Here is a 24979-nt window from a genome sequence, read left to right on the forward strand (position 1 = left end):
TGGGCTTCGGCCCGAGGAGTTCGTTGTGTCCGGACAAAAAAGCGCCGAAACCAAGTCGGCCCCGCGCGTGATCAAGAAATACCCCAACCGCCGTTTGTACGACACGGATACCTCCAGCTACATCACCTTGGCCGAAGTGCGCCAACTCGTCATGGCCCACCAGAAACTGGTGGTGCGCGACGCCAAGACGGGCGAAGACCTGACGCGCAGCATCCTGCTGCAAATCATCCTGGAAGAGGAGGCCGGCGGCGTGCCCATGTTCACCGAGGCGGTGCTGGCCAACATCATCCGTTTCTACGGCCATGCGATGCAGGGCTTCATGGGCGCTTATCTGGAAAAGAACGTGCAAGCCTTTACCGACATACAGGTCAAGCTGGCCGAGCAGTCGCAAAGCGTGACGCCCGAGATGTGGACCCGGTTCATGAGCCTGCAGTCGCCGATGCTCAAGGGCATGATGGGCAACTATGTGGAGCAGTCGCAGTCGATGCTCGCGCAAATGCAAGAGCAGATGCACAAGCAGACCGAGCAGATGCTGGGAGCGTTTGGCCTCAAGCGCTGAAACGGGCGCCCGGCGCAAGCAGCCATGCGCCGCGCGCTGGGCCATATACGAGACCTGAGATTGACATCCCCATGACCACAATGACCGCAGAGCGCGCCCCGCGCATAGGCATGGTGTCGCTCGGCTGCCCCAAGGCCCTGACCGACTCCGAACTCATCCTGACGCAGTTGAGCGCCGAGGGCTACGAGACCTCCAAGACCTTTCAGGGCGCGGATTTGGTCATCGTCAACACCTGCGGCTTCATCGACGATGCGGTCAAGGAAAGCCTGGACACCATTGGCGAGGCGCTGGCCGAGAACGGCAAGGTCATCGTCACCGGCTGCCTGGGCGCGCGCACCGGCGCCGACGGCGGCAACATGGTGCGCCAGTTGCACCCCAGCGTACTGGCCGTGACCGGGCCCCAGGCCACGCAGCAGGTGCTGGACGCAGTCCACCGGAACCTGCCCAAGCCGCACGACCCCTTCATCGATCTGGTGCCCGGGGGCATGGGCATTGCGGGCCTGAAGCTCACGCCCAGGCATTACGCCTACCTGAAGATCAGCGAGGGCTGCAACCACCGCTGCACGTTCTGCATCATCCCGACCCTGCGCGGCGCGCTGGTCTCGCGCCCGATTGGCGCTGTGCTGAACGAGGCCAGGGCCTTGTTTGCCGGCGGCGTGAAAGAACTGCTGGTGATCAGCCAGGACAGCTCGGCCTATGGCGTGGACATGCAGTACCGCACCGGTTTCTGGGACGGCCAACCGCTCAAGACCCGCCTGCTGGAACTGGTGCAGGCGCTGGGCGCGCTCGCCGAGCCCTACGGCGCCTGGGTGCGGCTGCACTATGTGTACCCCTACCCGAGCGTCGATGCGCTCATCCCGCTGATGGCCCAGGGCCGGGTGCTGCCCTATCTGGATGTGCCCTTGCAGCACAGCCACCCCGAGGTGCTGCGGCGCATGAAGCGCCCCGCCAGCGGCGAGCGCAACCTGGAGCGCATACAGCGCTGGCGCGAAGTCTGCCCCGAGATCGTGATCCGCAGCAGCTTCATCGTCGGCTTTCCCGGCGAGACGCAGGCCGAGTTCGAGCATCTACTGGACTTCCTGCGCGCAGCCCGAATCGACCGCGTCGGCTGCTTTGCCTACAGCGACGTGAGCGGCGCCGTGGCCAACGATCTGCCCGGCATGTTGCCGATGCCACTGCGGCAAGAGCGCCGCGCCCGTTTCATGGCCGTGGCCGAAGCGCTGTCGAGCGCCAAACTGCAACGCCGCGTGGGCGCCACGATGCAGGTGCTGATCGACGCTGCCCCGGGCCTGGGCCGCAAGGGCGGCGTAGGCCGCAGCTATGCCGACGCGCCGGAGATCGACGGCGCAGTGCACCTGCTGCCGCCCGAAAAGATCAGCAAGACCCTGAAGGTGGGCGAGTTCACCCAGGCCCGCATCGTCGGCGTGCGCGGGCATGACCTGCTGGCGCAGCCGATTTGATCATCACACGCGCCTGCGGTATTCGCCGGTGCGGGTGTCGATTTCTATCCTGTCGCCTTGCGCCACGAACAGCGGCACCGGCACCTCGAAGCCGGTGGCGATCTTGGCCGGCTTCATCACCTTGCCGGAGGTGTCGCCCTTGACGGCCGGTTCGGTCCAGGTGATCTCGCGTTCCACGCTGGTGGGCAGTTCGACCGAGATCGCCTTGCCGTCGTAGAACACCACTTCGAGGGCCATGCCGTCTTCCAGGTAGTTCAGTGCGTCGCCCATGTTCCCGGCTTCGACTTCGTACTGGTTGTATTCGGCGTCCATGCAGACATACATCGGGTCGGCAAAGTAGGAATAGGTGCATTCCTTCTTGTCCAGGATCACGTTGTCGATCTTGTCGTCGGCCCGGAGCACGATTTCGGTGCCAAAGTTGGCGATCAGGCTCTTGAGCTTCATGCGCACGGTGGCAGCGCCGCGGCCGCCACGGGCGTATTCGGTCTTCAGGACGACCATCGGATCCTTGCCGTGCATGATGACGTTGCCGGCGCGGATTTCTTGAGCGATTTTCATAGCAAGTTGCTTGGGTTGTGGCCGCCCGATGCGCCGGCCGGCGGCCCCCAGGCTGGAAGGCGTGCCGTGCCCATGCATGTTCTGCGGCGGGGCTGCGCGGCTCATGTCGGCGACACCAGTGACGCCAGGACATCAGGGCACGGGCAGGACATCGACCTGCCGCGCCCGTTGTGCGCAAAGCCGCAGATTGTATCGGGGTTGCGCGACGAAGCGGAAAAAAGGAGGCAAGGAGCAGCCATTTGCTACTGCCACCGCACGGCGCAGCTTGCACGGGGGCGGTATCGAAGTGGGGACTCTGGAGCGCTGGTTCGAGCATGCGCAGCCCCAATCTGCCACGCAGGCATGGACTGCCGCCCCCCGGTTTCATGCCCGTGATCACCACGGCGCTGTCCGCACGAGCCCAAGCGTTTTGCCTGGCTTGGCCGTCGTGCATCCGTCACTCGGGTTGGATGCCTGCGGCGCGGATCACCTGCCCCCATTTGCGCGACTCGGCCGCCTGGAACGCCGCCAGCCCTTCGGGCGTGCTGGTGACCACCTCGCCGCTGGTGCTCGCCCGATAGGCCACGAAGGTGGGTGCCGACGCTGCGTCGATCACCATTTCATTGAGCTTGCCGGTAATCGCGGCCGGCGCGCCGGGCGGCAGGTAGACGGCCGTCCAGTACGACATGTCGTAGCCCTTGACGCCGGCTTCCTCCACCGTGGGCAATGCCGGCACTGCGGCCAGCCGTTGGTTGCCGCTCACGGCGAGCGCGCGCAGCTTGCCGCTCTTGACCTGCGGCAGCGCAGTCGGTGTATCGGCGAACATGAAGTCGACCTGGCCGCCCAGCAGATCGGTGATGGCCATGGGGTTGCTCTTGTAGGGCACGTTCACCACGTCGATGCCGGCCATCTGCTTGAGCGATTCGCTGGCCACGCGGCTGGACGAACTGCCGCTGCCGAAGTTGAGTTTGCCGGGCGACTTCTTCGCGGCGGCGATCAGGTCGGCCACCGACTTGATCGCTGAATCCGCATTCACCAGCAGCAGCATATGTCCCTTGGACAACAGCGCCACCGGGGTGAAGTCTTTCACCGGGTCGTAGGGCAGTTTCTTGAACAGATGCTCGTTGGCCGCATGCGTGGTGTTGGTCGTCATCAGCACCGTGTAGCCGTCGGGCACGGCCTTGGCCACGTACTGCGCGGCGAGGAAGCCGCTGGCACCGGCCCGGTTGTCGACGATGACCGGCACCTTGTACTGCGCACCCAGCGCCTGCGCCAGGCTGCGCGCCAACTGGTCCGTGCCGCTGCCGGCAGCGAAAGGCACGACGATGGTCATCGGCCTGGTGGGGTACGGCTGGGCCTGCGCGGCAGCGGCCGTGGCGAGCATGGCCGCTGCCCATGCCGACGACATGCGCAGCCGAATGAAAGGAGTCGGCACGGTGGTGTTCTTTCGTGAAAATTTCTTTGCAGTCAGTGCCGCAAGCGCTCCAGCGTGCCGGCGCGCATGAGCTTTCCCGGCAAGGGATGGCCGACGATCTGTTCGGCCAGCCGCGCGCATTCGATCAGCGCCTCCAGATCGACGCCGGTGTCGATGCCCATTTCCTCACACATGAACGCGAGGTCTTCGGTGCAGATATTGCCGGCCGCGCCGGTGTGCCCGGCGAACGGGCAACCACCGAGTCCGGCGCATGCGCTGTCGAAGGTGTCGATGCCCATCTGCAAGCCCATCAGCGCATTGGCCATGGCCGTGCCGCGCGTGTCGTGCAGGTGCAGGCCGAGGCGCAGCGCCGGCCAGCGTTCGCGCACGGCGCCGATCGCCGAGGCTATCGCATTCGGCTGGGCCCAGCCCACGGTATCGGCCAGCCGCAGGATCGGCAACGGCAGGCCGAATTCGTCCATCAGGCCGAGCAGTTGCGATACACGTTCGACCACGGTGGCGGCGCAGATCGCGCCTTCGAGGTTGCAACCGAAGGCCGTGGTGACGCTGGCTCTGGTTACGGCAATCGCATGTTCGACGCAAAACGCCAGCGTCGTCCGCTGCGCATCGAGCAAAGCGGCCGTGCCCTTGCCGTAGTTGCGCACCGAAAACGCCTCGGACGCACTGATGCTCACCGTGCCTTCGATGTCGAGTGGCGTGCCCAGTGCGCGCTGCATGCCGCGCAGGTTGAGCCACAGGCCGGTGTAGCGCACGCCCTGGCGCTTGCGGATCGACTGCGCGACGAGTTCCGCGTCGGCCATGCCGGGCACGCGCCCGGGGTTGACGAAGGACACGCACTGTATCTCTCGCAGGCCCGTCCGGGCCAAGGCTTCGATGAGGCGCACCTTGTCTGCCGACGCAATCGGCCCGGCTTCCATCTGAAAGCCCTCGCGCGGGCCTTCTTCATGCAGATGCACGCGACGGGGAAGGTCAGACATCCGGACCTCCTTGCGGCACGGGTGCGCCAAGTTCGGCGTTGTGCTGGCCCAGGCGCGGGGCGACCGAGCGGTGCGCAGGCCGCAGGCCATCGATCGACATCGGCAACGCCGTCAGCCGGAAATCCTCGCCCGGCACGGCTTGCAGCATGTCCAGCGCTTGCACCTGCGGGTGCGCAATGGCCTGCGGCACGGTGTGCACCGGCGCGCAGGGCACACCTGCACCGGCGAACCGGGCCATCCATTGCGCCCGGGTCTGCGTGCGCAGCAGCGGCACGATCTGTTCGAGCAGCGCCGTCTGGTGGCGCAGCCGCAGCCGGTTGCTCGCAAAGCGCTCGTCGGCAATCCAGTCGTCGCGCCCGAGTTCATGCGCGAACCGGGCGAAAAGCCGGTCGTTGCCACAGCAGATCAGCAACGGCGCATCGGCCGTGTCGAAGGCCTCGTAGGGCACGAAGCCGGGGTGGCCCGACCGGTGGCGCTCCGGCAAACGCCTTTCGTTGACATAGGCGTCGGTCTTTTGGGCCGTCCAGACCAGGGCCGTTTCCAGCAGCGAGGTGCTGACGATACCGCCCTTGCCTGTCTGCTGGCGCCGCTGCAATAGCGCCAGCGCACCGATCACGGCCCACATGCCCGTGCCTTGGTCGCAGACCGAGGCGCCGGTGCGCATCGGCGGATCATCGGGCCCGCCATTGATGCTCGACAGCCCGCTGAAAGCCTGGATCAATGGCTCGTAGCCCGGCTGCATGCTGAGCGGCCCGGTGTGGCCGAAAGCCGAGATCTCGCAATAGATCAGGCGCGGGTAGCGCGCGCACAGCGTCGGCCCGTCGATCTGCATGGACCGGGTGACGCCGGGGCGCAGGTTGTGGATCAGGATGTCCGTGCCGGCCGCCAGCCGGTCGAAGGCTTGCATGCCTTGGTCGCTCTTGAGGTCGATGGCGACGGACTTCTTGCCGCGATTGAAGACGTGGAAGTTGATCGAGTCGCCATGGCGAAAGGCCGACCCCATGTGGCGCGCGTCGTCGCCACCATCGGTGCGTTCGAGCTTGACCACGTCGGCCCCGAGGTCGGCAAGAATCGCGCCGGCGAACGGTCCCGCCAGCACCTGTCCGAGTTCCAGCACCCGGATGTTTTGCAGTGTCTTTTCCATGTGTGCTTTCATCGGTCCGTTCCCGTTCGATACCGGGCCGGGCCTTTGTCTCCATCGATGATGGCGGAGTCTGGCCTGCGCTCATCGATATGGGAAATACAATATTTTTATTTCAGGCTCATTCGTAGCCGAACGAGCGCACGCGCGCTTGGTCGTCGGCCCAGCCGGAGCGCACCTTGACCCATAGTTCCAGGAAGACTTTGGCGTCGAGCTGTTTTTCCAGTTCCTGGCGCGCTTCGGTGCCGATGCGTTTGAGGCGCTCGCCCTTGTCGCCGATGACCATCATCTTGTGGCTGTCGCGCTCGACCACGATGGTGGCGGCGATCTTCACCAGGCGCTTGTGCTGCCGGCTGAGCTCTTGCCCGAACCGGTCGATGAGCACCGTCGAGGTGTAGGGCAGTTCGTCGCCGGTGAAGCGAAATAGCTTCTCGCGCACGGTCTCGCTGGCCAGGAATTTTTCGCTGCGGTCGGTCAGTTCGTGCGGCGCGTACCACCAAGCCTGCTCGGGCAGGTAGCGGGCGCAGATGCCGAACAGGCGCTCGATGTCGCCCTGGTTCTTGGCCGACATGGGCACGAACTCGGCAAACGGGTGGCGCTCCTGCATGCTTTGGAGCCAGGGCGCGATGTCGGCGCGGCGCGGCACCAAGTCGAGCTTGTTGGCCAGCAGCAGCGTTGCGACGCCGGGCTTGAACAGCGACAGTACTTTGGCATCGGCCAGCGTGAAGTTGCCGGCCTCGACCACGAAGAGGATCAGGCTGACATCGCCGAGCGCGCCCACCACGGCCTTGTTCAGCGATTTGTTCAGCGCGTTCGCATGCCGGGTTTGAAAGCCCGGCGTGTCGACGAAAACGAATTGCGTTTGCGCGCGCGTGCAAATGCCCGTGATGCGGTGGCGCGTGGTCTGCGCCTTGCGCGAGGTGATGCTGATCTTCTGGCCCACCAGCGCGTTGAGCAAGGTCGACTTGCCCACATTCGGCTTGCCGACGATGGCTATTGCGCCGCAGCGTTGGCCGGGCGTGGCCGCTGCAACGCCTGCAACGTCTGTAACGCCTGCGGCGGTCAGCATCGCATCCAGATCATGGGGTGCCAAGGCGCTTGTTGCAGCTTCGCCATCGGCTACGTTTTTGGTAGCGCCGTTCATAAATTTCTGGCTTTCAATGTGGCCAGCATGGCCGCCGCCGCCGCCTGCTCGCCGGCCTGGCGCGAGCCGGCGCTGCCGCGCTCGGTCAGGCCCAGAGCGGGAATACCGCACGCGACTTCGAAGGTCGGACAATGCGCCGCCCCGACCCTTGCCACCACCTGGTACTGGGGCGGTTTCATTTTGCGGCTCGCGAGCCACTCCTGCAATGCGGTTTTGGCGTCCCTGGCCGCCGCCTGCATCCGGGGGCTGATCTCCACATCCTGGAACAGGCGCTGCACCAGCGCTTGGGCGCTGGCGTAACCGGCATCCAGGTACACGGCGCCGATCAGCGCTTCCAGCGCATCGGCCAGGATCGATGGGTGTTGCAGGCCGCCGGATCCGGCCTCGTCCGGTTGCAGTTCATCAGCGCACCGGCGCCGTGAACGGCGTTGCCGGTTGCCCGAGAGGCTCTCGCCCAGACGCAGCGCCTGGGCCAGTGGCAAGCGCAAGGCCAACTGGTACAGGCTCTCCTGTCTGACGAGGTTGGCGCGGACACGCGAGAGTTCCCCTTCGGGCAGGGCCGACAAGCGCTGGTAGAGCAGGCTGGAGACGGCCAGATTCAGCACGGAGTCGCCCAAGAACTCCAGCCGCTCGTTGTGCTCGGCAGAAAAACTGCGGTGCGTAGTGGCGCGCTCGAGCAGACCGGGGTCGGAAAAAACATGCTGCAAGCGCTCTTGCAGCGCAATCAGGTCGGGCCGCACTTAGTGGGTCTGCGCGGCAAAGCGGTACACGAGGTAGGCCGGACCACCCAACGCAATGGCGCGCTCGTACTTGAACGACACCACCACCTGGCCGCCATGTTCGGTGATTTCCAGGTCCTCGCTCTTGATCGAGCGAATGTCATTGACCTGGGCAGTGCGGTCGAAGGCCGCACGCACTGCGTCGGCGGGACCGGCCAACTTGGCCTTTTCGATCGCCCTTTTCGCGGAGAGATACTCTATGAAAATCGGCACCGACTGGCCGCCGATGACCACGCCGGCCAGCAGCAGCACGAGAATGAAGACCAGCCCATAAAAAGACAGCCCGCGCTGGCGCGAGCGGCGACGATGCATGTTCATACAGCTTACCTCCTCGTGGTGTGATGCCATGGTCATGGCTCAGTGAAAGGGGCCTATGCGCCCGAGATTACCGAAGTTCATCCAGACAAAAAAAGCCTTGCCGACGATGTTGCCCTCGGGTACGAAGCCCCAGTAGCGCGAGTCCAGTGAGTTGTCCCGATTGTCGCCCATCATGAAGTAGTGCCCCTGCGGCACTTTGCAGACCACGCCTTCGACGCTGTAGCGGCAGTTTTCGCGGTAGGCGAAATGGCTGGCTCCTTGCACGAAGGCGGGCGCATCCGGATTGTTCAGCAAGCGGTGCGACTCGGCGCCGAGCCGCTCCTCCCACTGCGGGAAGTAGCGCATTGCGTCTTCTTCGAGGAAGTCCGGCAACGCCTTGGTTTCGATGACCTGGCCATTGATGGTCAGACGCTTGTTGATGTAGGCGACCTCGTCTCCGGGCACACCGACCACGCGCTTGATGTAGTCCTGGCTCGGCTGCGGTGGATAGCGAAACACCATCACATCGCCGCGTGCGGGCGGGTTGCCTGCGGTGATCCTGGTGTTGATGACGGGCAGTCGGATGCCGTAAGTGAACTTGTTCACCAGGATCAGGTCGCCCACCAACAGGGTCGGGATCATCGAGCCTGACGGGATCTTGAAAGGCTCGACAAGAAACGAGCGCAGGAAGAACACGGCGGCAATGACCGGAAACAAACCCGCAGTCCAGTCCAGCCACCAGGGCTGCATCAGCAGCCGCTCCCGGGCCTTGCGGACAGCCTCGGTAGCGCCCGGCTCGCCAGCCATGCCTGCGCCGTGTTGCGCGCCTGGCAACGCCTGAGTTGAACCGGGCAGCGCCTGCGTCACACCTTGCAGCGCCTGCGTCACATCAGGCAGCGCCTGCGCTGCGCGGCGGCGCCAGGGCAGGAAATAACACTGCTCGGCCAGCCAGAAAGCGCCGGTGATCGCGGTGGCCAGACTCAGCAGCAACGCGAAATTGCTCTCGATCGAGCCGATGTACCAGGCGCCGGCATAGGCCGCGAACGCGGCCAGCACCAGGGCCGTGAAAACTTGCATGAATTGCGTCATTCTTGCACCTGCAAAATGGCCAGGAACGCCTCTTGGGGCACCTCGACCGATCCGATTTGTTTCATCCGCTTCTTGCCGGCTTTCTGCTTTTCCAGCAACTTGCGCTTGCGCGTGATGTCGCCTCCATAGCATTTGGCCAGCACGTTCTTGCGCAAGGCTTTGATGGTTTCGCGTGCAATGATGTTGGCGCCTATGGCCGCCTGAATGGCCACGTCGTACATCTGGCGGCTGATGATTTCACGCATCTTGGCGACCACTGCGCGGCCACGGTGCTGCGACTGCGAGCGGTGCACGATGATCGACAGCGCATCGACCTTGTCTCCGTTGAGCAGGATATCGACCTTGACCACATCGGAAGCGCGGTACTCTTTGAACGTGTAGTCCATCGATGCATAGCCGCGCGAGACCGACTTGAGCTTGTCGAAGAAGTCGAGCACGATCTCGCCGAGCGGCATGTCATAGGTGAGCATCACCTGGCGACCGTGGTAGGCCATGTTCATCTGCACGCCCCGCTTCTGGTTGGCCAAGGTCATCACCGGGCCGACATAGTCCTGCGGCATGTACAGATGCACTGTCACGATGGGCTCGCGGATTTCGCTGAGCCGCCCCTGGTCGGGCATCTTCGATGGATTCTCGACCATCAGCACCTGGCCATCGGCCTTGACCACTTGGTAGACCACGCTGGGCGCAGTGGTGATCAGGTCCTGGTCGAACTCGCGCTCCAGACGCTCCTGCACGATTTCCATATGCAGCAGGCCCAGGAAGCCGCAGCGAAAACCAAAGCCCAGCGCCTGGCTCACTTCCGGCTCGTAGTGCAGCGAGGCGTCGTTGAGCTTGAGCTTTTCCAGCGCATCGCGCAGCGAGTCATAGGCGCTGGCCTCGGTGGGGTACAGCCCGGCGAACACCTGCGGCTGGATTTCCTTGAAACCGGGCAAAGCCTGCGCCGCCGGGCCTGCGTTGTTCGGCAGTTTCTTCTCCAGCGTGATGGTGTCGCCGACCTTGGCCGCCTGCAACTCCTTGATGCCGGCAATGACATAGCCCACCTGCCCGGCGGCCAGCGCATCACGCGGCTCGTTGGCCGGGGTGAACACGCCCAGGCCGTCGGCGTTGTAGACCGCGCCACTGGCCATCATCTTGATGCGCTCGCCCTTGAGCAAACGACCATCGACCACCCGCACCAGCATCACCACGCCGACGTAGCTGTCAAACCAACTGTCGATGATCATCGCGCGCAACGGGCCATCGGCCTGGCCGCGCGGTGCCGGCACCTTGGCCACGATGGCTTGCAAGATATCGTCTATGCCCATGCCGGTCTTGGCCGAGCAAGGGATCGCGTCGGTCGCGTCGATGCCGATCACATCCTCGATCTCGGCTTTGGCATTGTCCGGGTCGGCATTGGGCAAATCCATCTTGTTCAGCACCGGCACCACTTCGACCCCCAGTTCCAGGGCCGTGTAGCAGTTGGCCACCGTCTGCGCCTCCACCCCCTGCGATGCATCGACCACCAGCAACGCGCCCTCGCAGGCCGACAGCGAACGGCTGACCTCATACGAGAAGTCGACATGCCCCGGTGTGTCGATCAGATTGAGCTGGTAGACCTGCCCGTCCCGGGCCTGGTATTGCAGCGCGGCGGTCTGCGCCTTGATGGTTATCCCACGCTCTTTTTCGAGATCCATCGAGTCCAGAACCTGGGCCTGCATCTGACGGTCCGCCAGCCCTCCGCAGCGCTCGATCAAGCGGTCGGCCAGCGTCGACTTGCCATGGTCGATATGCGCAATGATGGAAAAATTTCTGATGTGCTTCATCAACGGAAAGCGTCAAGTAATTGAATGGAAACGGCGCACCCAGAAAAAAGGGCGCGTCAAGTGGCGACGCGCCCTGAACCAACGATCATTGGCAACTGCGATGGTTGGAACCCCATTGTAGGCAAAAAGACCGTCTGTCAAAGACCGGGTGAGCGCATCCAAGGGGAGTTGCCAGGGTGCAACAAGGATTTTATACACAATTTATTCACAGACTGCGCAAGCACGGCGCTGGACAACCTGTGCATGGCACGAGAACATTCCGCATCGTGAACCCGACGGCACCCGATATGCAGATCAGCGTTGAATGACGGCCTGCATTCTATCGAGTCCGGTTGATGAAATCCCGAAAACAGGTCGCCACCATCGACACGAAAAAACGACTTGGCCGCCAAAAACCCTCTGCCAGCAGCGGGAAATGGGTCGCTGGCGCCCCATCCCCGCGCTGGCACAGCCCCTTCAGCGGGCCGGACGAATCAACGCGTATTGGGTCCATTCCCCGCGCCGATACAGCAAGTTGATGGCTTTGCTCTTGTCCGCCTTGGCCAGCACCGCATCGAAATCCTTGACCCCCGAGATTTCGGTGTTGGCGATCGACAAGATGATGTCGTCTTCACGCAAACCGGCCCGGGCCGCAGCGTCGGTGGCCGCGAGCACCACCACCCCGCCTTTGAGCTTGAGTTCTTTCTTTTGTGCGTCCGACAGTTCCGTCACCGACAGCCCGATTTGCTGCGCCGCTGCCGATGCCTTGGGATTGTCCTCGCGTTCAGCCGCCTTGCCGGTCGCTTTGTCGGGTTCGATGGCCGCAATGGTGATGCCCAGGTCGCGCGTCACGCCGCGGCGAAATACCGTCACCACGCTCTTGCTGCCTGGCTTGGTGGCGCCCACCAGGCGTGGCAGGTCGGCCACCTTCTCGATGGCCTTGCCGTCGAAGCGCGTGATGATGTCGCCGGCCTCGACGCCGGCCTTGTCTGCCGGCGAGCCGGCCTCCACACCCGAAACCAAGGCGCCGATCGGCTTGCCCAGGCCGATAGACTCCGCGACATCTTTGCTGACGGGGCCGATCTGTACGCCGATACGGCCGCGCGTGACACGGCCCGTGGCGCGCAGTTGATCGCTGACACGGATCGCTTCGTCCATCGGAATCGCGAACGAAATGCCCATGAAGCCCCCCGAGCGGGAATAGATCTGGCTGTTGATGCCCACCACCTCGCCGCGCATGTTGATCAGCGGCCCGCCGGAGTTGCCGGGGTTGATCGCGACATCGGTCTGTATGAATGGCAGGTAATCCCCGGTGTCGCGCTGCTTGGCGCTGACGATGCCGGCAGTGACGGTGCTTTCCAGACCGAACGGTGAACCAATCGCCATCACCCACTCGCCGACCCGCAGCCGGCCCACATCCCCGACCTTGACCGCCGGCAGGCCGGTGGCATTGATCTTGACCACGGCGACATCGGTGCGCTTGTCGGTGCCGATGATCTTGGCCTTGAATTCGCGCTTGTCGGTGAGTGTGACGATGACCTCATCGGCCCCGTCGACCACATGGGCGTTGGTCATCACGAAACCATCGGTCGTCAGGATGAAACCGGAGCCCACACCGCGTGATTGCGGCTCCTCGTCCTGCCGGGGTCTTGGCTGGCGCGGCATGTTCGGCATGGGCAGGCCAAAGCGCCGGAAGAACTCCAGCATTTCTTCGTCCATCGGGCCGCTGTTGGAGCGGCTCGATACTTTTTCCGCCGTGCGGATGTTGACCACCGACGGACCGACCTGGTCCACCAGATCGGTAAAGTCCGGCAGACCACGGGCCGCAACGGCGGGCTGGGTCAACGCGGCGTGGGGCAGCACCAGCAGGCTGGCCGCCCCGCAAAGCAGGCTGGCAAACACAACGGAGCGCGTTGCGCTCCGGGCGAACTTCGGCTTGAACATCATCGACCTTTCGTAATTGGTGGCAAATGCGGGCAATCGATGCGGGCAATCGATTGGGCTGTCACTGTGAAGGGCAGGGCCGCCAATTGGTTCCCGAACCGGGCAACTCTTTTCATGCCCGTCGGCGGGTGCCTGCGGCCTGCGGCAGGCTCAACGCAAACGCTCCAACTGCCCGGCAAAAAGGCGCAGCGTCGACAGCGGAACCTCGCCCACCGCAGTGACCCACATGTCAGGCGCGACACGCTGGGCCAAAAGCTGCGTCGCACCCATGCCGGATATCTGAGGCCGCGCCGGATGGTGCTGCGGGTCAAAGGGCTCCAGGAACAGCGAAACGGAAGCCAGCCCATCGGAATAAAGACACTGCAACACACTGGGCGCATCATCGGCCATGGAGACGGCGCGTCGGTGGCAACTGACTGGAACAAAGCCCGCGACCGGCTGGCGCAGCGTCCAGCCCTCCTCTTTGGCGGTGGTTTTGACCACGGGCGGAGCAATGAGCTTGTAGCCCGCCGTGGCGTCCATCAGGCGCGCGAGCTGATCGACCTGCACCGGCGCGTTCAAATCCAGCTCTGAAAACGCGGCCTGCTCCAGCACCCGTCCGTCCGGGGCCAGCGTTTGCAGCTTCACCGCCAGCCCGGTGTCGCGCTCGCTCCACAGCCGATAGCCAAAGCGCAGCGTATCGACGGGCTTGAACCACACCACATCGGCAACGAATCCGGCCACCCGCTCCTGTCCCATCAGACGGGAGACGTAGAACTGCCCGACCGAGGTGCCACTGACCGGCGGAACCGGCGGAAAAAGACCGACAGCGTCGCGCCGGTCGGCGCGCACGATGCGCTGCTGCGGCAAAAAGGTGCGCACCTCGTCATCGCGCCTGAAGACGGTGCGCGGCGTGCCGCTGAGCGATTCGACCCGCTCCATCTGCCGCTGCCCATCACAGGCATGCCAGATGCGCGCACTCGACATCGCGCCATTGGCCGACAGCACGACGAAAGTGCCCGCATAGGAGCGGTGGCAGGGCGCACTGCGCATGCGTTCGAGCCATTGCGCCATATCGCGCTCGGCGGGCGCTGCCACAGGCTCAGCGGCGGCAACGCCTTGCGCTTGCGCGGCGCCGATGACACAAGGCAGCAGGCCCAGGCCGCAGCAAGCCGCCGCCAGCATCGACCCGAACCATCGATGCCGCAGCCGTCCGGACAGCGCCGCCACGCCAAACAGATTCATCACAGCATCTCAGCGGCCGGGGTTTTCAAACGTCGCATTGCGCAAGAAGCCCGTTGGCATCTGCACTGCCGACATGCTGCCAAACTGCTTGTGGGCAGCCAGCAACTCATCCAGACGAGGGTCACGAATCATCAGCTGCTGCCCGTCGGTATCGGCCACCGCGACCAGCGGTTCCGCCGACGCAGCCGCCTGTGACTGGGCTGGCACCCCCGCAAAGCCGCCGCCCTGCAGCGGGGCCAGCGCGCTCCAGCCGATGACCCCGAGCGCCGCCAGCGAGGCCAGGCCGGCAAGCATCTTCCAGCGGAAAACCGAGGCATTGGCGGCGGATGTCGCAGCGCTGCGTGCCGGGGCCATCAGCGGCGCCTGAACCAGCGTCCGGGGCTGCGCAGCAAGCGCCTCTTTGGCCAACTGCGCGCGCAAACGCGGCATGAATGCAGGATCGGCCGGGCGCGCCAAATCCGGGGAGCGCAGCGCATCGCCCACTAGGTGATAGAGCTGCCATGTCGCACGCCCGTTTTCATCGTCAACCGCAAATGCCAGCGCCGCTGCCAATTCCTCGGCATCGAGTTGGCCATCGGCCAGCGCAGACAAGCGCTCGTTCATCTCATCGTTGTTCATGCCATCACCTCACCACCGTTTGCCTGACTGGTTCTCAAGCAACGGACGCACTTTGGCCGAAATGGCCTCGCGCGCCCGGAATATCCGGGACCGGACCGTGCCGATAGGGCAGCCCATGGCCGCAGCAATCTCCTCGTAGCTGAGCCCCTCGATCTCGCGCAGCACCACGGCCTGGCGCAGATCCTCGGGCAAGTCCTGCACGGCCGCGTTCACGGCCTGCGCGACCTCTTGGGCGGCCAGCACGGTCTCAGGGGTTTCGTCGCTGGTTAGTTCATGCCCGGGATAGGAAGTTTCGTCCTCTTGCTCATTGCCACGCAAGGCATTTTCGGAAATGACCGGATTGCGCTTCATCTCCATCAACGCCTTCTTCGCGCTATTGACGGCAATGCGGTACAGCCAAGTGTAGAACTGCGCGTCGCCCCGGAATTGATGCAGGGCGCGGTAAGCCCGGATGAACGTCTCCTGGGCAATGTCCTGGACCAGATCCGTGTCGCGCACCATGCGCCCGATCAAGCGCTCGATGCGGCGCTGGTATTTGATGACCAGCAACTCATAGGCTCGCTGATCGCCCGCGACCGTGCGTTCCACCAGTTGGAGATCGCTGTTCTCGGCGGGGGAGGGCTCAGGGACGGTCATGGATACTCGGGATGGACGCCCCACGGCTACGACGGGCCAGGGGCGATGGCGTCAGCATTGCCGGTGCCCGGTCTGGCGCGCGAATATACCGCACGGCGCAGATCGAGCCAGCGCTCGGGCTGGCTCGATCGCTCCAGCCACAGCCAGATGCGGCGCCGTTCCATCGGACGCACGCACAGCCACAACTGCGTTTGCATGTCCAAAAGAACCTCGGGCGGCCCGGAAAGTGGCCATGAAATCGCCCCGGGCCTGTTCGTCTCCAACGCCCAGGCCTGGCCATCCCAGTGGATCAGCCCGGAGAACTGGCCGAGCCAAAAATGCAATGCACCGGACAGCGCCAGCAGCCACAGGCCAGCGGCGATCCAACCCGCTGCCCATGCAGACCGCGCCCCCAACACCACCCAAGCCGCAAGGACCATGGCGCTGCCCAGCAGCCAAAACACGAGCAGCGCGCCCAGGACGGCGCTGCGCTGCAACGGATACTGCACCGCAGGCGGGTGCCGTGAGCGTGGGGTCATGCCGTAGTCCGGTCATGCGACATGGCCGAACCCATGGTCGGGCTTTGGCGCAAGTCCAAATCCAAATCCTGGCCGCTCTCGTAATGTCTGGCCAGCGGCGATCAGATGCGTTTGAAAACCAGCGTCCCGTTGGTGCCGCCGAAACCGAAGTTGTTTTTGATGGCCACGTCGATTTTCATGTCCCGCGCCGTGTTGGCGCAGTAGTCGAGGTCGCACTCGGGGTCTGGATGGAACAGGTTGATGGTAGGCGGCACTTTTTGCTCGTGCAGTGCCAGCACCGTGAAAACACTTTCAATGCCGCCGGCGCCACCGAGCAAATGACCGGTCATGGACTTGGTCGAGCTGATCACGGTCTTGTAGGCATGCTCGCCCAGGGCCGCCTTGATGGCGTTGCTTTCGTTCAGGTCGCCCAGCGGGGTGGAGGTGCCGTGGGCGTTCAGGTAGTCGACCTGATCGGCGTTGATGCCGGCATTGCGCAAAGCGCCGAGCATGGCGCGGCGCGGGCCGTCCATGTCGGGGGCCGTCATGTGGGAGGCGTCGGCACTCATGCCGAAACCGCTGAGCTCGGCATAGATTTTCGCGCCACGGGCTTTGGCATGCTCGTATTCCTCCAGCACCATCACGCCGGCGCCTTCGCCCAGCACAAAGCCGTCACGATCCTTGTCCCAGGGGCGCGATGCCGTCCGGGGGTCATCGTTGCGGGTGGACAGGGCGCGCATCGCGGCGAAGCCGCCAATGCCCAGCGGCGAGACCGTGGCTTCCGTGCCGCCGGCCAGCGCCACGTCGGCATCCCCGTACTCGATCATGCGGCCCGCTTCGCCGATGCAGTGCAGGCCCGTCGTGCAGGCCGTCACTACCGCCAGATTCGGCCCCTTGAAGCCAAAGCGTATCGATACTTGGCCGGCCACCATGTTGATGATCGATGCCGGCACGAAAAAAGGCGTGATCCGCCGCGGCCCGCGATGGGCCAGTTCGGCCTGGGTGTTTTCGATCAGCGGCAGGCCGCCAATGCCGGAGCCGATCACACAGGCGATGCGGGTGGCGAACTCCTGGCTGAGCGCCGGCCCCGTGGGCAGACCGGCATCAAGCACCGCCTGCGTCGCAGCGGCAATGCCGAAATGGATGAAAGTGTCCATCGCGCGCGCATCTTTGGCGCTGAGGTAGCCGTGCAGGTCAAAACCTTTGACCTCGCCTGCGATCTGACAGGCAAAGTTCGATGCGTCGAACTTGGTAATGCGGTCGATGCCGGATTGTCCGGCAAGCAGGCTGGCCCAAGAGTCGGCCACCGTGTTGCCCACGGGGCTGACGCAACCCAGGCCGGTCACGACGACGCGACGACGGCTCATGCCTTCTGATGGGTATTGGCGTAGTCGATGGCGCTTTGCACCGTGGTGATCTTCTCGGCGTCTTCGTCCGGGATTTCGATGCCGAATTCGTCTTCCAGAGCCATTACCAATTCCACCGAGTCGAGCGAGTCGGCACCGAGGTCGGCCACGAAGGCCTTTTCATTGGTGACCTGGGACTCTTCCACACCGAGCTGTTCGGCAATGATTTTTCTGACGCGTGCTTCGATATCGCTCATGGCTTCCCTTTGGGGGTTGTGAAGGAATCCGGGATTCTAGCGGCTTGGAAGACCTGCCCCCGAGCCGCCCGCCGTCCGGATGAAGCGGCGTCGACTTTCGTCATTTACATATACAGGCCGCCATTGACATGCAACTCCTGGCCTGTCACATAGCCGGCCTCGGGGGACGCCAGATAGGCCACCGCATGAGCGATGTCTGCCGGCTGGCCCAGATGCCCGAGCGCGATCTGCATTTGCAGCGCTTTTTTCTGTTCTTCGGGCAGTTGCGCCGTCATCTCGGTGGCGATGAAGCCAGGGGCCACGCAGTTGACCGTGATGCTGCGGCTGCCCAGTTCGCGGGCCAGGGCGCGGGTCATGCCGGCGACGCCGGCCTTGGCCGCTGCATAGTTGGCCTGCCCCGGGTTGCCCATGGAGCCGACCACGCTGGAGATGCTGATGATGCGCCCGAAACGCTGCTTCATCATCGGACGGATGGCGGCGCGGCTGACGCGGAAAACGGCCTTCAGATTGGTGTCGAGCACCGCATCCCAATCTTCATCCTTCATGCGCATGGCCAGGGTGTCGCGCGTGATGCCGGCGTTGTTCACCAGCACCTGCAAGCCGCCTTGATGCCGGGCGATGGTGTCGATCAGCGCTTCGATGGCGGCGCCGTCGTTCACATTCAGCCGCGCACCCCGGCAGCCGGGATAGGCCGCCAATACCTGGCTGACGTGCTCGGCGCCTTGGTCCGTGGTGGCCGTGCCGACCACTTGGTAGCCGCGCCGCGCCAGTTCCAGCGCAATCGCCGCACCAATGCCGCGCGATGCGCCCGTGACCAGCGCCACTGACGGTGATGCCTGCGGTACGGGTGCCGCCATTGTCGATTGCGTCATGCCAACAACTCCCGGGTTTTGGCCAATGTGGCCAGATCAAACAATGCCGCGCCGACCAACTCGGGGGCTATGCGCCGGGTCAGGCCCGTCAGCACCTGGCCCGGACCGCATTCGACGATGTGGGTGGCGCCCCGCGCCTGGAGCGCCTGCACGCATTCCACCCAGCGCACAGGGCTGAATGCCTGGCGGTACAGCGCCTGGCCAATCGCGGCGGCATCTTGCCGGACGGCCACATCCACGTTGTTGACCACCGCCATGGCGGGGCTTGCGAGGGTGATGCCGGCCAGCGCCGCGCGCAGTTTGTGCGCGGCCGGCTGCATCAGGCTGCAATGGAAGGGCGCGGACACCGGCAGCGGCAACGCACGCTTGGCGCCTGCGGCCTTGAGCAGTGCGCAGGCTTTGGCGACACCGGCCTGGGTGCCGGCAATCACGGTTTGGACGGGATCATTGAAATTGACCGCCTCCACCACCTCGGTCGAGCCGGCGCCAAACGCTGCCGAGGCCTCGGCGCAACCGGCGATGACCCGGGGGGCCGGCAGCCCCAGGATGGCCGCCATCGCCCCCGTGCCCAGCGGCACCGCCTCTTGCATGGCCGCAGCCCGCAGCCGCACCAGGGGGACGGCCTGGGCCAGCGTCAGCACCCCTGCGGCCACCAGGGCCGAATACTCGCCCAGCGAATGCCCGGCCAGCGCCACCGGGTCGGCCCCGCCCTCGGCGCGCCAGACGCGCCAAGCCGCCACCCCGGCCACCAGCATCACCGGCTGGGTGTTGGTGGTCAGGGCCAGCGCCTCCTGGGGGCCTTGCCCGATCAGGCGGCCCAGATCCTCACCCAGGGCCTCGGAGGCTTCCTGCAGGGTCTGCGCCACCGCCGGGTGCCCTTCCCAGCCATCGAGCATGCCCACCGATTGCGAGCCCTGTCCCGGAAAGACAAATGCAAAAGATTTCATCGAGCATCCACGAGCATCAAAGAACCACGCCACAGCGCTTATCGCTACTTCACCGTTGGCTACAACTTCAAGAGCACAGCGCCCCAGGTGAAGCCGCCACCCACCGCCTGGAGCAACAGGGTCTGGCCCGGCTTGACCCGGCCCATGCGCACCGCATGGTCGAGCGCCAGAGGAATCGATGCCGCCGAAGTATTGCCATGCTGATCGAGCGTGACCACCATTTTGTCCATGCCCATCTTCAGCCTGCGGGCCGTGCCCTGCATGATGCGAATGTTGGCCTGGTGCGGAATCAGCCAGTCGACATCCGCAGGCTTCAGACCGGCCTTGGCCAAGACCGCATGGGCTGCTTGTTCGAGCACGCCGATGGCCAGTTTGAACACCGCCTGCCCATCCATCTTCAGCACCGGATCGCCCAGCACCTGGCCGCCCGAGACGTTGCCCGGCACGCACAGGATACCGACATGCTTGCCATCGGCCTTCAGGTCGCTGCACAGGATGCCCGGCGTCGCACTCGCCTGCAGCACCACGGCGCCGGCGCCATCGCCAAACAGCACGCAGGTCGTTCGGTCATTGAAATCCAGAATCCGGCTGAAGACTTCCGCGCCGACGACCAGCGCGCAGTTGGCCGCGCCGGCCCGCACCATGGAATCGGCCACCGACAGCGCATAGACGAAGCCGCTGCACACGGCCTGCAGGTCGAACGCCGGGCAGCCATTGGCGCCGAGCTTGTTTTGCAAGATGCAGGCCGCTGCGGGAAAGACCATGTCCGGCGTCGACGTGGCGACGATGATCAGATCGATGTCCGTCGCCTGCAAGCCGGCTGCCTGCAAAGCCAGGCGCGCCGCTTGCAGGGCCAGGTCGCTGCTGCTGACATCGGGCGCAGCGAAATGGCGCGCCCGGATGCCGGTGCGCTCGACAATCCATTCGTCCGAGGTCTCGATGCCGCGCTGGCCCAGTTCGGCAACCAGATCGGCGTTGGTCAGCCGGCGCGGGGGCAAGTAGCTGCCGGTGCCGATAATGCGGGAGTAGCGTCTCATCGATGGGTCGTCGCCGCAATGTCAGGCTTGGGCTGGGCATCGGCAGGCGCCAACAGCGGCGCTGCATGCGCAATCCGGGCACGGACACGGTCGAGCAGGTTGTTGCGGGCTGCATCATACGCCCGGTTCAGGGCCTGCTCGAAAGCCATTGCGTCGGCCGACCCATGGCTCTTGAAGACCAAGCCGCGCAGGCCCAGCAGCGCTGCGCCGTTGTAACGGCGGTAGTCCATGCGCTTCATCAGCGCTTGCAAAACCGGGTAGGCGACGATGGCCGCCATCTTGGCAAAAACATGGCGCGAGAACTCGATCTTGAGCGCGCCGATGATCATCGCCGCCAGACCCTCGCTGGCCTTGAGCGCCACATTGCCGACGAAGCCGTCGCACACCACGATGTCGACGGAGCCCTTGAAAATGTCATCGCCTTCGACATTGCCGTGGAAATTCAAATCCCCGCACTGGGCGGCAGAGCGCAGCAGCTCGCCGGCGCGTTTGATGATTTCGCTGCCCTTGATGGCCTCCTGGCCGATGTTGAGCAGGCCCACCGTAGGCTCGCCGCCTTCCTGGAGCGCCGACACCAGGGCCGAGCCCATTACCGCAAACTGCAACAGATGCTCGGCCGAGCAATCGACATTGGCGCCCAGATCGAGCACCGTGGTGGCGCCGCCCCGGGCGTTGGGCAGTTGGGTGGCGATGGCCGGGCGGTCGATACCGTCGAGCGTTTTGAGCAGATAGCGGGCAATCGCCATCAGCGCGCCGGTGTTGCCGGCCGAGACAGCGGCCGAGGCCGCGCCATCCTTGACCTGCTGTATCGCCACGCGCATCGAAGAATCCTTCTTCTTGCGCAAGGCCACCTCCACCGAGTCGTCCATCGCCACCACTTCGGTGGCCGCCACCAGGGCGGCGCGGGCATGCGTGAACGAGCGCAGGCTGTCGGTCTGGCCGACCAGCAGCAAGCGGGCATCCGGATGATGGTCGAGAAACGCGCGGCACGCCGCGAGCGTGACGCGGGGGCCATGGTCGCCCCCCATGCAGTCAACGGCCAGTGTGATCATGGGCGACTTGTCCGGCCAACGCAGCCGGTCGGAAAGTGATGGCGACGGTCAAAGCGAAGGCCCGGGCTACGGTGGCAGCAGTAGCGTCGGGCCTATGGACGAGCCTTGATCGCGCGCGGCGAGAAAGTCAGGCTTCAGACTTGGGTTTGAGCACCTGGCGGCCACGATAAAACCCGTTCGGACTGATGTGATGGCGCAGATGCACTTCACCGCTGGTGGGTTCCACGGCAATGCCGGGCAGCGCCAGCGCATTGTGCGAGCGGTGCATGCCGCGCTTGGACGGGGATTTCTTGTTTTGCTGGACAGCCATGGCGGCTCCTGATCTTCAAGGTTGGTGGAAAACGCGACCGGCCCATCGAGACACCCAGGCAGGGCAGGGGCTGCGCGCGAAGCCAGCGACTATAGCACCCAATCCGAACACCCGATTCGGGGCACAGGGCAGCCGGTTCGCTGCCTTGCCAGCGGATTGCAGTTGCCACAGATTGTAGTTACCATTGGTTTCGTTTCAGACACGTCGTTGCATATAGATCGACACAGGAGCGAACATGAAGACAACCCTACGGACCATGGCAGTTGCAGTTTTGGCCAGCGCGCTGTTGGCCGCCTGCGGAGGCGGCACGCAGGCGCCACCGGGTTCAGCGCCCGTCGCAGAGGCACCATCGAGCACGCCGCCCATCGCAGAGGCGCCACCGAGCGCACCGGCTGCTTCCGTGAAGCGCTTCCAACTCGAAGAGGTCAAGCCGGCGGAGGTGGTGATACTGTCGCTCCAAGACCTCGGCCTTCCTGCCGACGCCGACAGCGTCACCCCGTCGGGGGCCATATCGAATGCCTTGCTGATGGATGGGACGCTGCGCTTTTCCACCCCGGGCGACACGGGCGAAGACCAGGAGGCGACGCTGGAGATCAAGAGCGGCGCTGCAACGACCATAAGCCATGTGCTGATCAGATCACAGCGGCTGACTGCCGCACAGGCCTACGACGACGGGCCAGAGGAAGATGGCTTGCCGATTCCTGAGTCCCCGCCTCTGACCGTTGACGGCTTGGGGCCGAACAACACCATCACGGGCGCCCCATTGACATTCAGGTTGCAAGGCATAGGCGCGCTTGACCTGAAAGACAAAAGCAAAGGGCTGGTCATGGACAAGAACAATAACGTGCTTGGTCGTCTGGAGGATTTTTGGTCTTTCAATCCGACCGATTCCAGCTTTTCAATCTCCGTTTCGGCCATGCAACGCTTGCTCCACACGTTGCCGAGTGGCGATCTGAATCTGGGGCTGAACTTCGTTTCCAAAGACGCTGAGTTTGCGGTTAACTATGACATGCTGGTGATCAAGCAAGGCGCGAAGGTGTCGGGCAGATTGCAGTCGCTCAACGGCGATTCGGTCACCATGTTCGCGGGCCGCAAGATCTTGCTCAAAGGTTACAACGAACAGATGAGGGCCGAGGCCGTGGTCGATGCCAATGGCACCTTCACCTTCGAGAATGTGATTCCCGATACCTATTTTCTGACCTGGAACGACCTGCGCAATCCGTATATCGTCAGTGGCAGTATGGCGATTTTCAAAAACACCACACAAGCCAGCGTCACGCTGGTGGTGCCGCCGAACATGTTGGAGGCCAACACCAGCAGCGCCAAGCTGGCCGCGCAGCGGGCGGGAGCCGGCACCCCATTGTCATACGTGTCGGGCTACGTGACACAAGACGGCACACCGCCGCCGCCACGCGATATCGGCACTACCGAGATCACGCCGTCGGCCCGCTCTGCGACGCGCGCCGCAGATGGGGCCAGCGCGACCTTCAGCGCCACCTCAAACGGGCTAGGCCAAGACGTTATTACAAATATCAACTTTACGGTGCCGGTCGGCACCAAGAGCGTCGGCGTCAAAATGACCGTGTTTACCTATGAGTATCCACAGTACACGAGACAGCAGAGCATCTACAACGATACTTGGGCGTACTCGGTCGTAGGGTTGCCAGCCACAGGTCTTTCGGCCAATGGTTTAGTGAACCATTCGCATTACACCCAGGGCCGCACGAGTAAGACCGTGTGCGTGGACGTGACCGAGCAGACCAGGAACGCCGCGCTCACCGTCAGCGGTTTTGTGCGTGCCATCAATATCGGCGACTATCTCCTGCCAACCACCACGACGGTCGAGTTGACCCTGGCATGCAAGGGGCTCAGCGTTTCGTCGGCCCGTTTCTTGTCGCCGAATGCCAATGCCCATCCGGTACTCAACCCCATCAGGACTGGCGCCAACCTGCCTGGGCCTTACCTGTCGATTCAGCAAAGTGACGCCTTGCCTTTTGGGCCTTACCGGTTGATTCAGCGAAGCGGTAGCGGCGCCAGCCACACCATACCGCTCGAAATCACCTATAAGCCAGCCGATGCGAAGATCACCGAAGTGCATATTGGTATCTCTCCGGATGGCGGTGATCCGGCTTTTGCTGCCGACAATTTGTTGGGGCAAGCGCATACCACCGACACCCCAGGCAAGATCAAGTTCCCCAGGCTTTCCCTGCCCACCTTCGCTGGCAGCATGCTCAATGGAAAGCTGGCCGTCACGGTCCGTATCGCAGGCACGGTCGGTGATACGCCCGCAATAAGCTCCGATCCCGCCGAGGGCGGGAAGGTCGAATTCGACGGCGCGACGGCATTTACGCCGCTCTATCTTGCAGCAGATGTTGCCAGTTTGTCGGGGCGACGCTATGGCTCGCGCGATGCCGGCGGTGACTCATGGGCCACTCAACGAACCATCAACTGGCTTAGCAACAAACCTTACCGTTTCGACGACATCAGCGGCAAGCATGTCACCCAGACTGCGAATGGGCGCTCCATTCTCGGCCATGAGGGCCACAGTGATGGCCAGCAGATCGACATGCGCTATGCCGACGGCCGGGGCGGCTTTGGCGACGCGCTGGGCGGGCAGGGTAATGGCGCGCAAATCAAAAAACTGATCGACGATGCTGCGGCCGAGGTGGCAGGCAATGCGGCGCAAAAACCCTCACTGTCCGCATTGCAGGCGTGGATTGCCGCGAACCGCGCACTGCTCGACCGTGAGGCGGCACACGCTTCCACCCGCGTCATCTATATCGGAGACTCGTTCATCGAGCATGTGCTGATTGACGCGAAATTTCCGCCCGGTGCATCGGCCGCGTCAACTACGATTCCTGGCGTGACGGCATGGACCAAACCAGCAAAGGTTCGCACCGAAGCTGGCCACCTGAGCCACTGGCATATAAGCATCTCAGCGCGCCCATAAGGGTTTGGTGATTGTCTTGGCGTGGCGGGAGCAGAAAATCACAAGGCCGGCGCCTGAACGCATCGCATGACACACAAGCCATTGCGC

At 64.0% G+C, this 24979-nt stretch carries 24 protein-coding genes; 3 read left to right on the top strand and 21 right to left on the bottom strand.

What is annotated here, in order from left to right; genetic code table 11:
• Positions 1-25: 25 nt before the first annotated feature.
• Both phaR and rimO read left to right on the top strand, forming a co-directional pair.
• Entirely contained in the window at positions 26-559 is a 534-nt protein-coding gene (phaR, locus tag VEIS_RS15710) for a polyhydroxyalkanoate synthesis repressor PhaR (RefSeq protein ID WP_011810953.1), read from the top strand.
• A 71-nt stretch (positions 560-630) separates the two neighbouring features.
• Positions 631-2019 carry a 30S ribosomal protein S12 methylthiotransferase RimO gene (rimO, locus tag VEIS_RS15715; RefSeq protein ID WP_011810954.1) on the top strand — a complete coding sequence of 463 codons (1389 nt, stop codon included), beginning with the start codon at positions 631-633 and terminating at the stop codon, positions 2017-2019.
• Positions 2020-2022: 3 nt separating this feature from the next.
• Here the strand turns inward: rimO and efp are convergent, their stop codons facing one another.
• The 21 genes from efp to rpmF all read right to left on the bottom strand — a co-directional run bounded on the left by efp (position 2023) and on the right by rpmF (position 21942).
• Positions 2023-2577, bottom strand: a complete 555-nt coding sequence (gene efp / locus VEIS_RS15720) for an elongation factor P (protein WP_011810955.1) — start codon at positions 2575-2577, stop codon at positions 2023-2025.
• A gap of 436 nt (positions 2578-3013) precedes the next feature.
• Positions 3014-3940, bottom strand: coding sequence for a Bug family tripartite tricarboxylate transporter substrate binding protein (locus VEIS_RS15725; protein ID WP_011810956.1), 927 nt, complete (start codon positions 3938-3940; stop codon positions 3014-3016).
• 83 nt (positions 3941-4023) lie between these two features.
• Positions 4024-4968 (bottom strand): hydroxymethylglutaryl-CoA lyase, encoded by a 945-nt coding sequence (locus VEIS_RS15730; protein ID WP_011810957.1) that lies wholly within the window; start codon positions 4966-4968, stop codon positions 4024-4026.
• Positions 4961-6112: a CaiB/BaiF CoA transferase family protein gene (locus VEIS_RS15735; protein WP_041950092.1), complete on the bottom strand. Its 1152-nt coding sequence runs from the start codon at positions 6110-6112 to the stop codon at positions 4961-4963. The genes VEIS_RS15730 and VEIS_RS15735 overlap by 8 nt, the downstream gene beginning before the upstream one ends.
• A 118-nt stretch (positions 6113-6230) precedes the next feature.
• Positions 6231-7253: a GTPase Era gene (gene era / locus VEIS_RS15740; protein WP_011810959.1), complete on the bottom strand. Its 1023-nt coding sequence runs from the start codon at positions 7251-7253 to the stop codon at positions 6231-6233.
• A complete protein-coding gene (locus VEIS_RS15745) occupies positions 7250-7993 on the bottom strand; it encodes a ribonuclease III family protein (RefSeq protein ID WP_011810960.1) in 744 nt (247 codons plus the stop codon). Before VEIS_RS15745 ends, era begins: the two co-directional genes overlap by 4 nt.
• Positions 7994-8350: a DUF4845 domain-containing protein gene (locus tag VEIS_RS15750; RefSeq protein ID WP_011810961.1), complete on the bottom strand. Its 357-nt coding sequence runs from the start codon at positions 8348-8350 to the stop codon at positions 7994-7996.
• 39 nt (positions 8351-8389) lie between these two features.
• Positions 8390-9418 (bottom strand): signal peptidase I, encoded by a 1029-nt coding sequence (gene lepB / locus VEIS_RS15755; RefSeq protein WP_011810962.1) that lies wholly within the window; start codon positions 9416-9418, stop codon positions 8390-8392.
• Positions 9415-11223 carry a translation elongation factor 4 gene (gene lepA, locus VEIS_RS15760; RefSeq protein ID WP_011810963.1) on the bottom strand — a complete coding sequence of 603 codons (1809 nt, stop codon included), beginning with the start codon at positions 11221-11223 and terminating at the stop codon, positions 9415-9417. The genes lepB and lepA overlap by 4 nt, the downstream gene beginning before the upstream one ends.
• Positions 11224-11679: 456 nt before the next feature.
• On the bottom strand, positions 11680-13146 hold the full coding sequence (locus VEIS_RS15765; protein ID WP_011810965.1) for a DegQ family serine endoprotease: 1467 nt from the start codon (positions 13144-13146) through the stop codon (positions 11680-11682).
• Between the two features lie 150 nt (positions 13147-13296).
• Positions 13297-14370 (bottom strand): MucB/RseB C-terminal domain-containing protein, encoded by a 1074-nt coding sequence (locus tag VEIS_RS15770; RefSeq protein ID WP_011810966.1) that lies wholly within the window; start codon positions 14368-14370, stop codon positions 13297-13299.
• 9 nt (positions 14371-14379) lie between these two features.
• The gene (locus tag VEIS_RS15775; RefSeq protein ID WP_011810967.1) at positions 14380-14988 is read right to left on the bottom strand and encodes a sigma-E factor negative regulatory protein; all 609 of its coding nucleotides are present in this window, start codon (positions 14986-14988) and stop codon (positions 14380-14382) included.
• 9 nt (positions 14989-14997) lie between these two features.
• The gene (gene rpoE / locus VEIS_RS15780) at positions 14998-15624 is read right to left on the bottom strand and encodes an RNA polymerase sigma factor RpoE (protein ID WP_011810968.1); all 627 of its coding nucleotides are present in this window, start codon (positions 15622-15624) and stop codon (positions 14998-15000) included.
• 26 nt (positions 15625-15650) lie between these two features.
• Entirely contained in the window at positions 15651-16142 is a 492-nt protein-coding gene (locus tag VEIS_RS15785; protein WP_011810969.1) for a hypothetical protein, read from the bottom strand.
• 101 nt (positions 16143-16243) lie between these two features.
• Positions 16244-17488 carry a beta-ketoacyl-ACP synthase II gene (fabF, locus tag VEIS_RS15790; RefSeq protein ID WP_011810970.1) on the bottom strand — a complete coding sequence of 415 codons (1245 nt, stop codon included), beginning with the start codon at positions 17486-17488 and terminating at the stop codon, positions 16244-16246.
• A complete protein-coding gene (gene acpP, locus VEIS_RS15795) occupies positions 17485-17724 on the bottom strand; it encodes an acyl carrier protein (RefSeq protein ID WP_011810971.1) in 240 nt (79 codons plus the stop codon). Before acpP ends, fabF begins: the two co-directional genes overlap by 4 nt.
• Before the next feature lie 104 nt (positions 17725-17828).
• Complete coding sequence (gene fabG, locus VEIS_RS15800) at positions 17829-18596, bottom strand: 3-oxoacyl-ACP reductase FabG (RefSeq protein WP_011810972.1); 768 nt, start codon at positions 18594-18596, stop codon at positions 17829-17831.
• Positions 18593-19543: an ACP S-malonyltransferase gene (gene fabD / locus VEIS_RS15805; protein WP_011810973.1), complete on the bottom strand. Its 951-nt coding sequence runs from the start codon at positions 19541-19543 to the stop codon at positions 18593-18595. Before fabD ends, fabG begins: the two co-directional genes overlap by 4 nt.
• Before the next feature lie 59 nt (positions 19544-19602).
• Positions 19603-20580 (bottom strand): beta-ketoacyl-ACP synthase III, encoded by a 978-nt coding sequence (locus VEIS_RS15810; RefSeq protein ID WP_011810974.1) that lies wholly within the window; start codon positions 20578-20580, stop codon positions 19603-19605.
• A complete protein-coding gene (gene plsX / locus VEIS_RS15815) occupies positions 20577-21632 on the bottom strand; it encodes a phosphate acyltransferase PlsX (RefSeq protein ID WP_011810975.1) in 1056 nt (351 codons plus the stop codon). Before plsX ends, VEIS_RS15810 begins: the two co-directional genes overlap by 4 nt.
• Positions 21633-21759: 127 nt before the next feature.
• Positions 21760-21942, bottom strand: a complete 183-nt coding sequence (gene rpmF / locus VEIS_RS15820) for a 50S ribosomal protein L32 (protein ID WP_011810976.1) — start codon at positions 21940-21942, stop codon at positions 21760-21762.
• Between the two features lie 235 nt (positions 21943-22177).
• On the opposite strand from rpmF, the gene VEIS_RS30655 reads away from it, so the two are divergent.
• Complete coding sequence (locus tag VEIS_RS30655) at positions 22178-24892, top strand: hypothetical protein (protein ID WP_011810977.1); 2715 nt, start codon at positions 22178-22180, stop codon at positions 24890-24892.
• Positions 24893-24979: the final 87 nt, after the last annotated feature.

The organism is Verminephrobacter eiseniae EF01-2 (genome assembly GCF_000015565.1).
In the GTDB taxonomy this organism is placed as follows: Bacteria; Pseudomonadota; Gammaproteobacteria; order Burkholderiales; family Burkholderiaceae_C; genus Acidovorax; species Acidovorax eiseniae.

Coding starts and splice junctions, on each gene's coding strand:
- rimO (WP_011810954.1), top strand. CDS start 631: ATGACCACAATGACCGCAGAGCGCGCCCCGCGCATAGGCATGGTGTCG.
- efp (WP_011810955.1), bottom strand. CDS start 2,577: ATGAAAATCGCTCAAGAAATCCGCGCCGGCAACGTCATCATGCACGGC.
- VEIS_RS15725 (WP_011810956.1), bottom strand. CDS start 3,940: ATGCTCGCCACGGCCGCTGCCGCGCAGGCCCAGCCGTACCCCACCAGG.
- VEIS_RS15730 (WP_011810957.1), bottom strand. CDS start 4,968: ATGTCTGACCTTCCCCGTCGCGTGCATCTGCATGAAGAAGGCCCGCGC.
- VEIS_RS15735 (WP_041950092.1), bottom strand. CDS start 6,112: ATGGAAAAGACACTGCAAAACATCCGGGTGCTGGAACTCGGACAGGTG.
- era (WP_011810959.1), bottom strand. CDS start 7,253: ATGAACGGCGCTACCAAAAACGTAGCCGATGGCGAAGCTGCAACAAGC.
- VEIS_RS15750 (WP_011810961.1), bottom strand. CDS start 8,350: ATGAACATGCATCGTCGCCGCTCGCGCCAGCGCGGGCTGTCTTTTTAT.
- lepB (WP_011810962.1), bottom strand. CDS start 9,418: ATGACGCAATTCATGCAAGTTTTCACGGCCCTGGTGCTGGCCGCGTTC.
- lepA (WP_011810963.1), bottom strand. CDS start 11,223: ATGAAGCACATCAGAAATTTTTCCATCATTGCGCATATCGACCATGGC.
- VEIS_RS15765 (WP_011810965.1), bottom strand. CDS start 13,146: ATGTTCAAGCCGAAGTTCGCCCGGAGCGCAACGCGCTCCGTTGTGTTT.
- VEIS_RS15770 (WP_011810966.1), bottom strand. CDS start 14,370: ATGAATCTGTTTGGCGTGGCGGCGCTGTCCGGACGGCTGCGGCATCGA.
- VEIS_RS15775 (WP_011810967.1), bottom strand. CDS start 14,988: ATGAACAACGATGAGATGAACGAGCGCTTGTCTGCGCTGGCCGATGGC.
- rpoE (WP_011810968.1), bottom strand. CDS start 15,624: ATGACCGTCCCTGAGCCCTCCCCCGCCGAGAACAGCGATCTCCAACTG.
- VEIS_RS15785 (WP_011810969.1), bottom strand. CDS start 16,142: ATGACCCCACGCTCACGGCACCCGCCTGCGGTGCAGTATCCGTTGCAG.
- fabF (WP_011810970.1), bottom strand. CDS start 17,488: ATGAGCCGTCGTCGCGTCGTCGTGACCGGCCTGGGTTGCGTCAGCCCC.
- acpP (WP_011810971.1), bottom strand. CDS start 17,724: ATGAGCGATATCGAAGCACGCGTCAGAAAAATCATTGCCGAACAGCTC.
- fabG (WP_011810972.1), bottom strand. CDS start 18,596: ATGACGCAATCGACAATGGCGGCACCCGTACCGCAGGCATCACCGTCA.
- fabD (WP_011810973.1), bottom strand. CDS start 19,543: ATGAAATCTTTTGCATTTGTCTTTCCGGGACAGGGCTCGCAATCGGTG.
- VEIS_RS15810 (WP_011810974.1), bottom strand. CDS start 20,580: ATGAGACGCTACTCCCGCATTATCGGCACCGGCAGCTACTTGCCCCCG.
- plsX (WP_011810975.1), bottom strand. CDS start 21,632: ATGATCACACTGGCCGTTGACTGCATGGGGGGCGACCATGGCCCCCGC.
- rpmF (WP_011810976.1), bottom strand. CDS start 21,942: ATGGCTGTCCAGCAAAACAAGAAATCCCCGTCCAAGCGCGGCATGCAC.
- VEIS_RS30655 (WP_011810977.1), top strand. CDS start 22,178: ATGAAGACAACCCTACGGACCATGGCAGTTGCAGTTTTGGCCAGCGCG.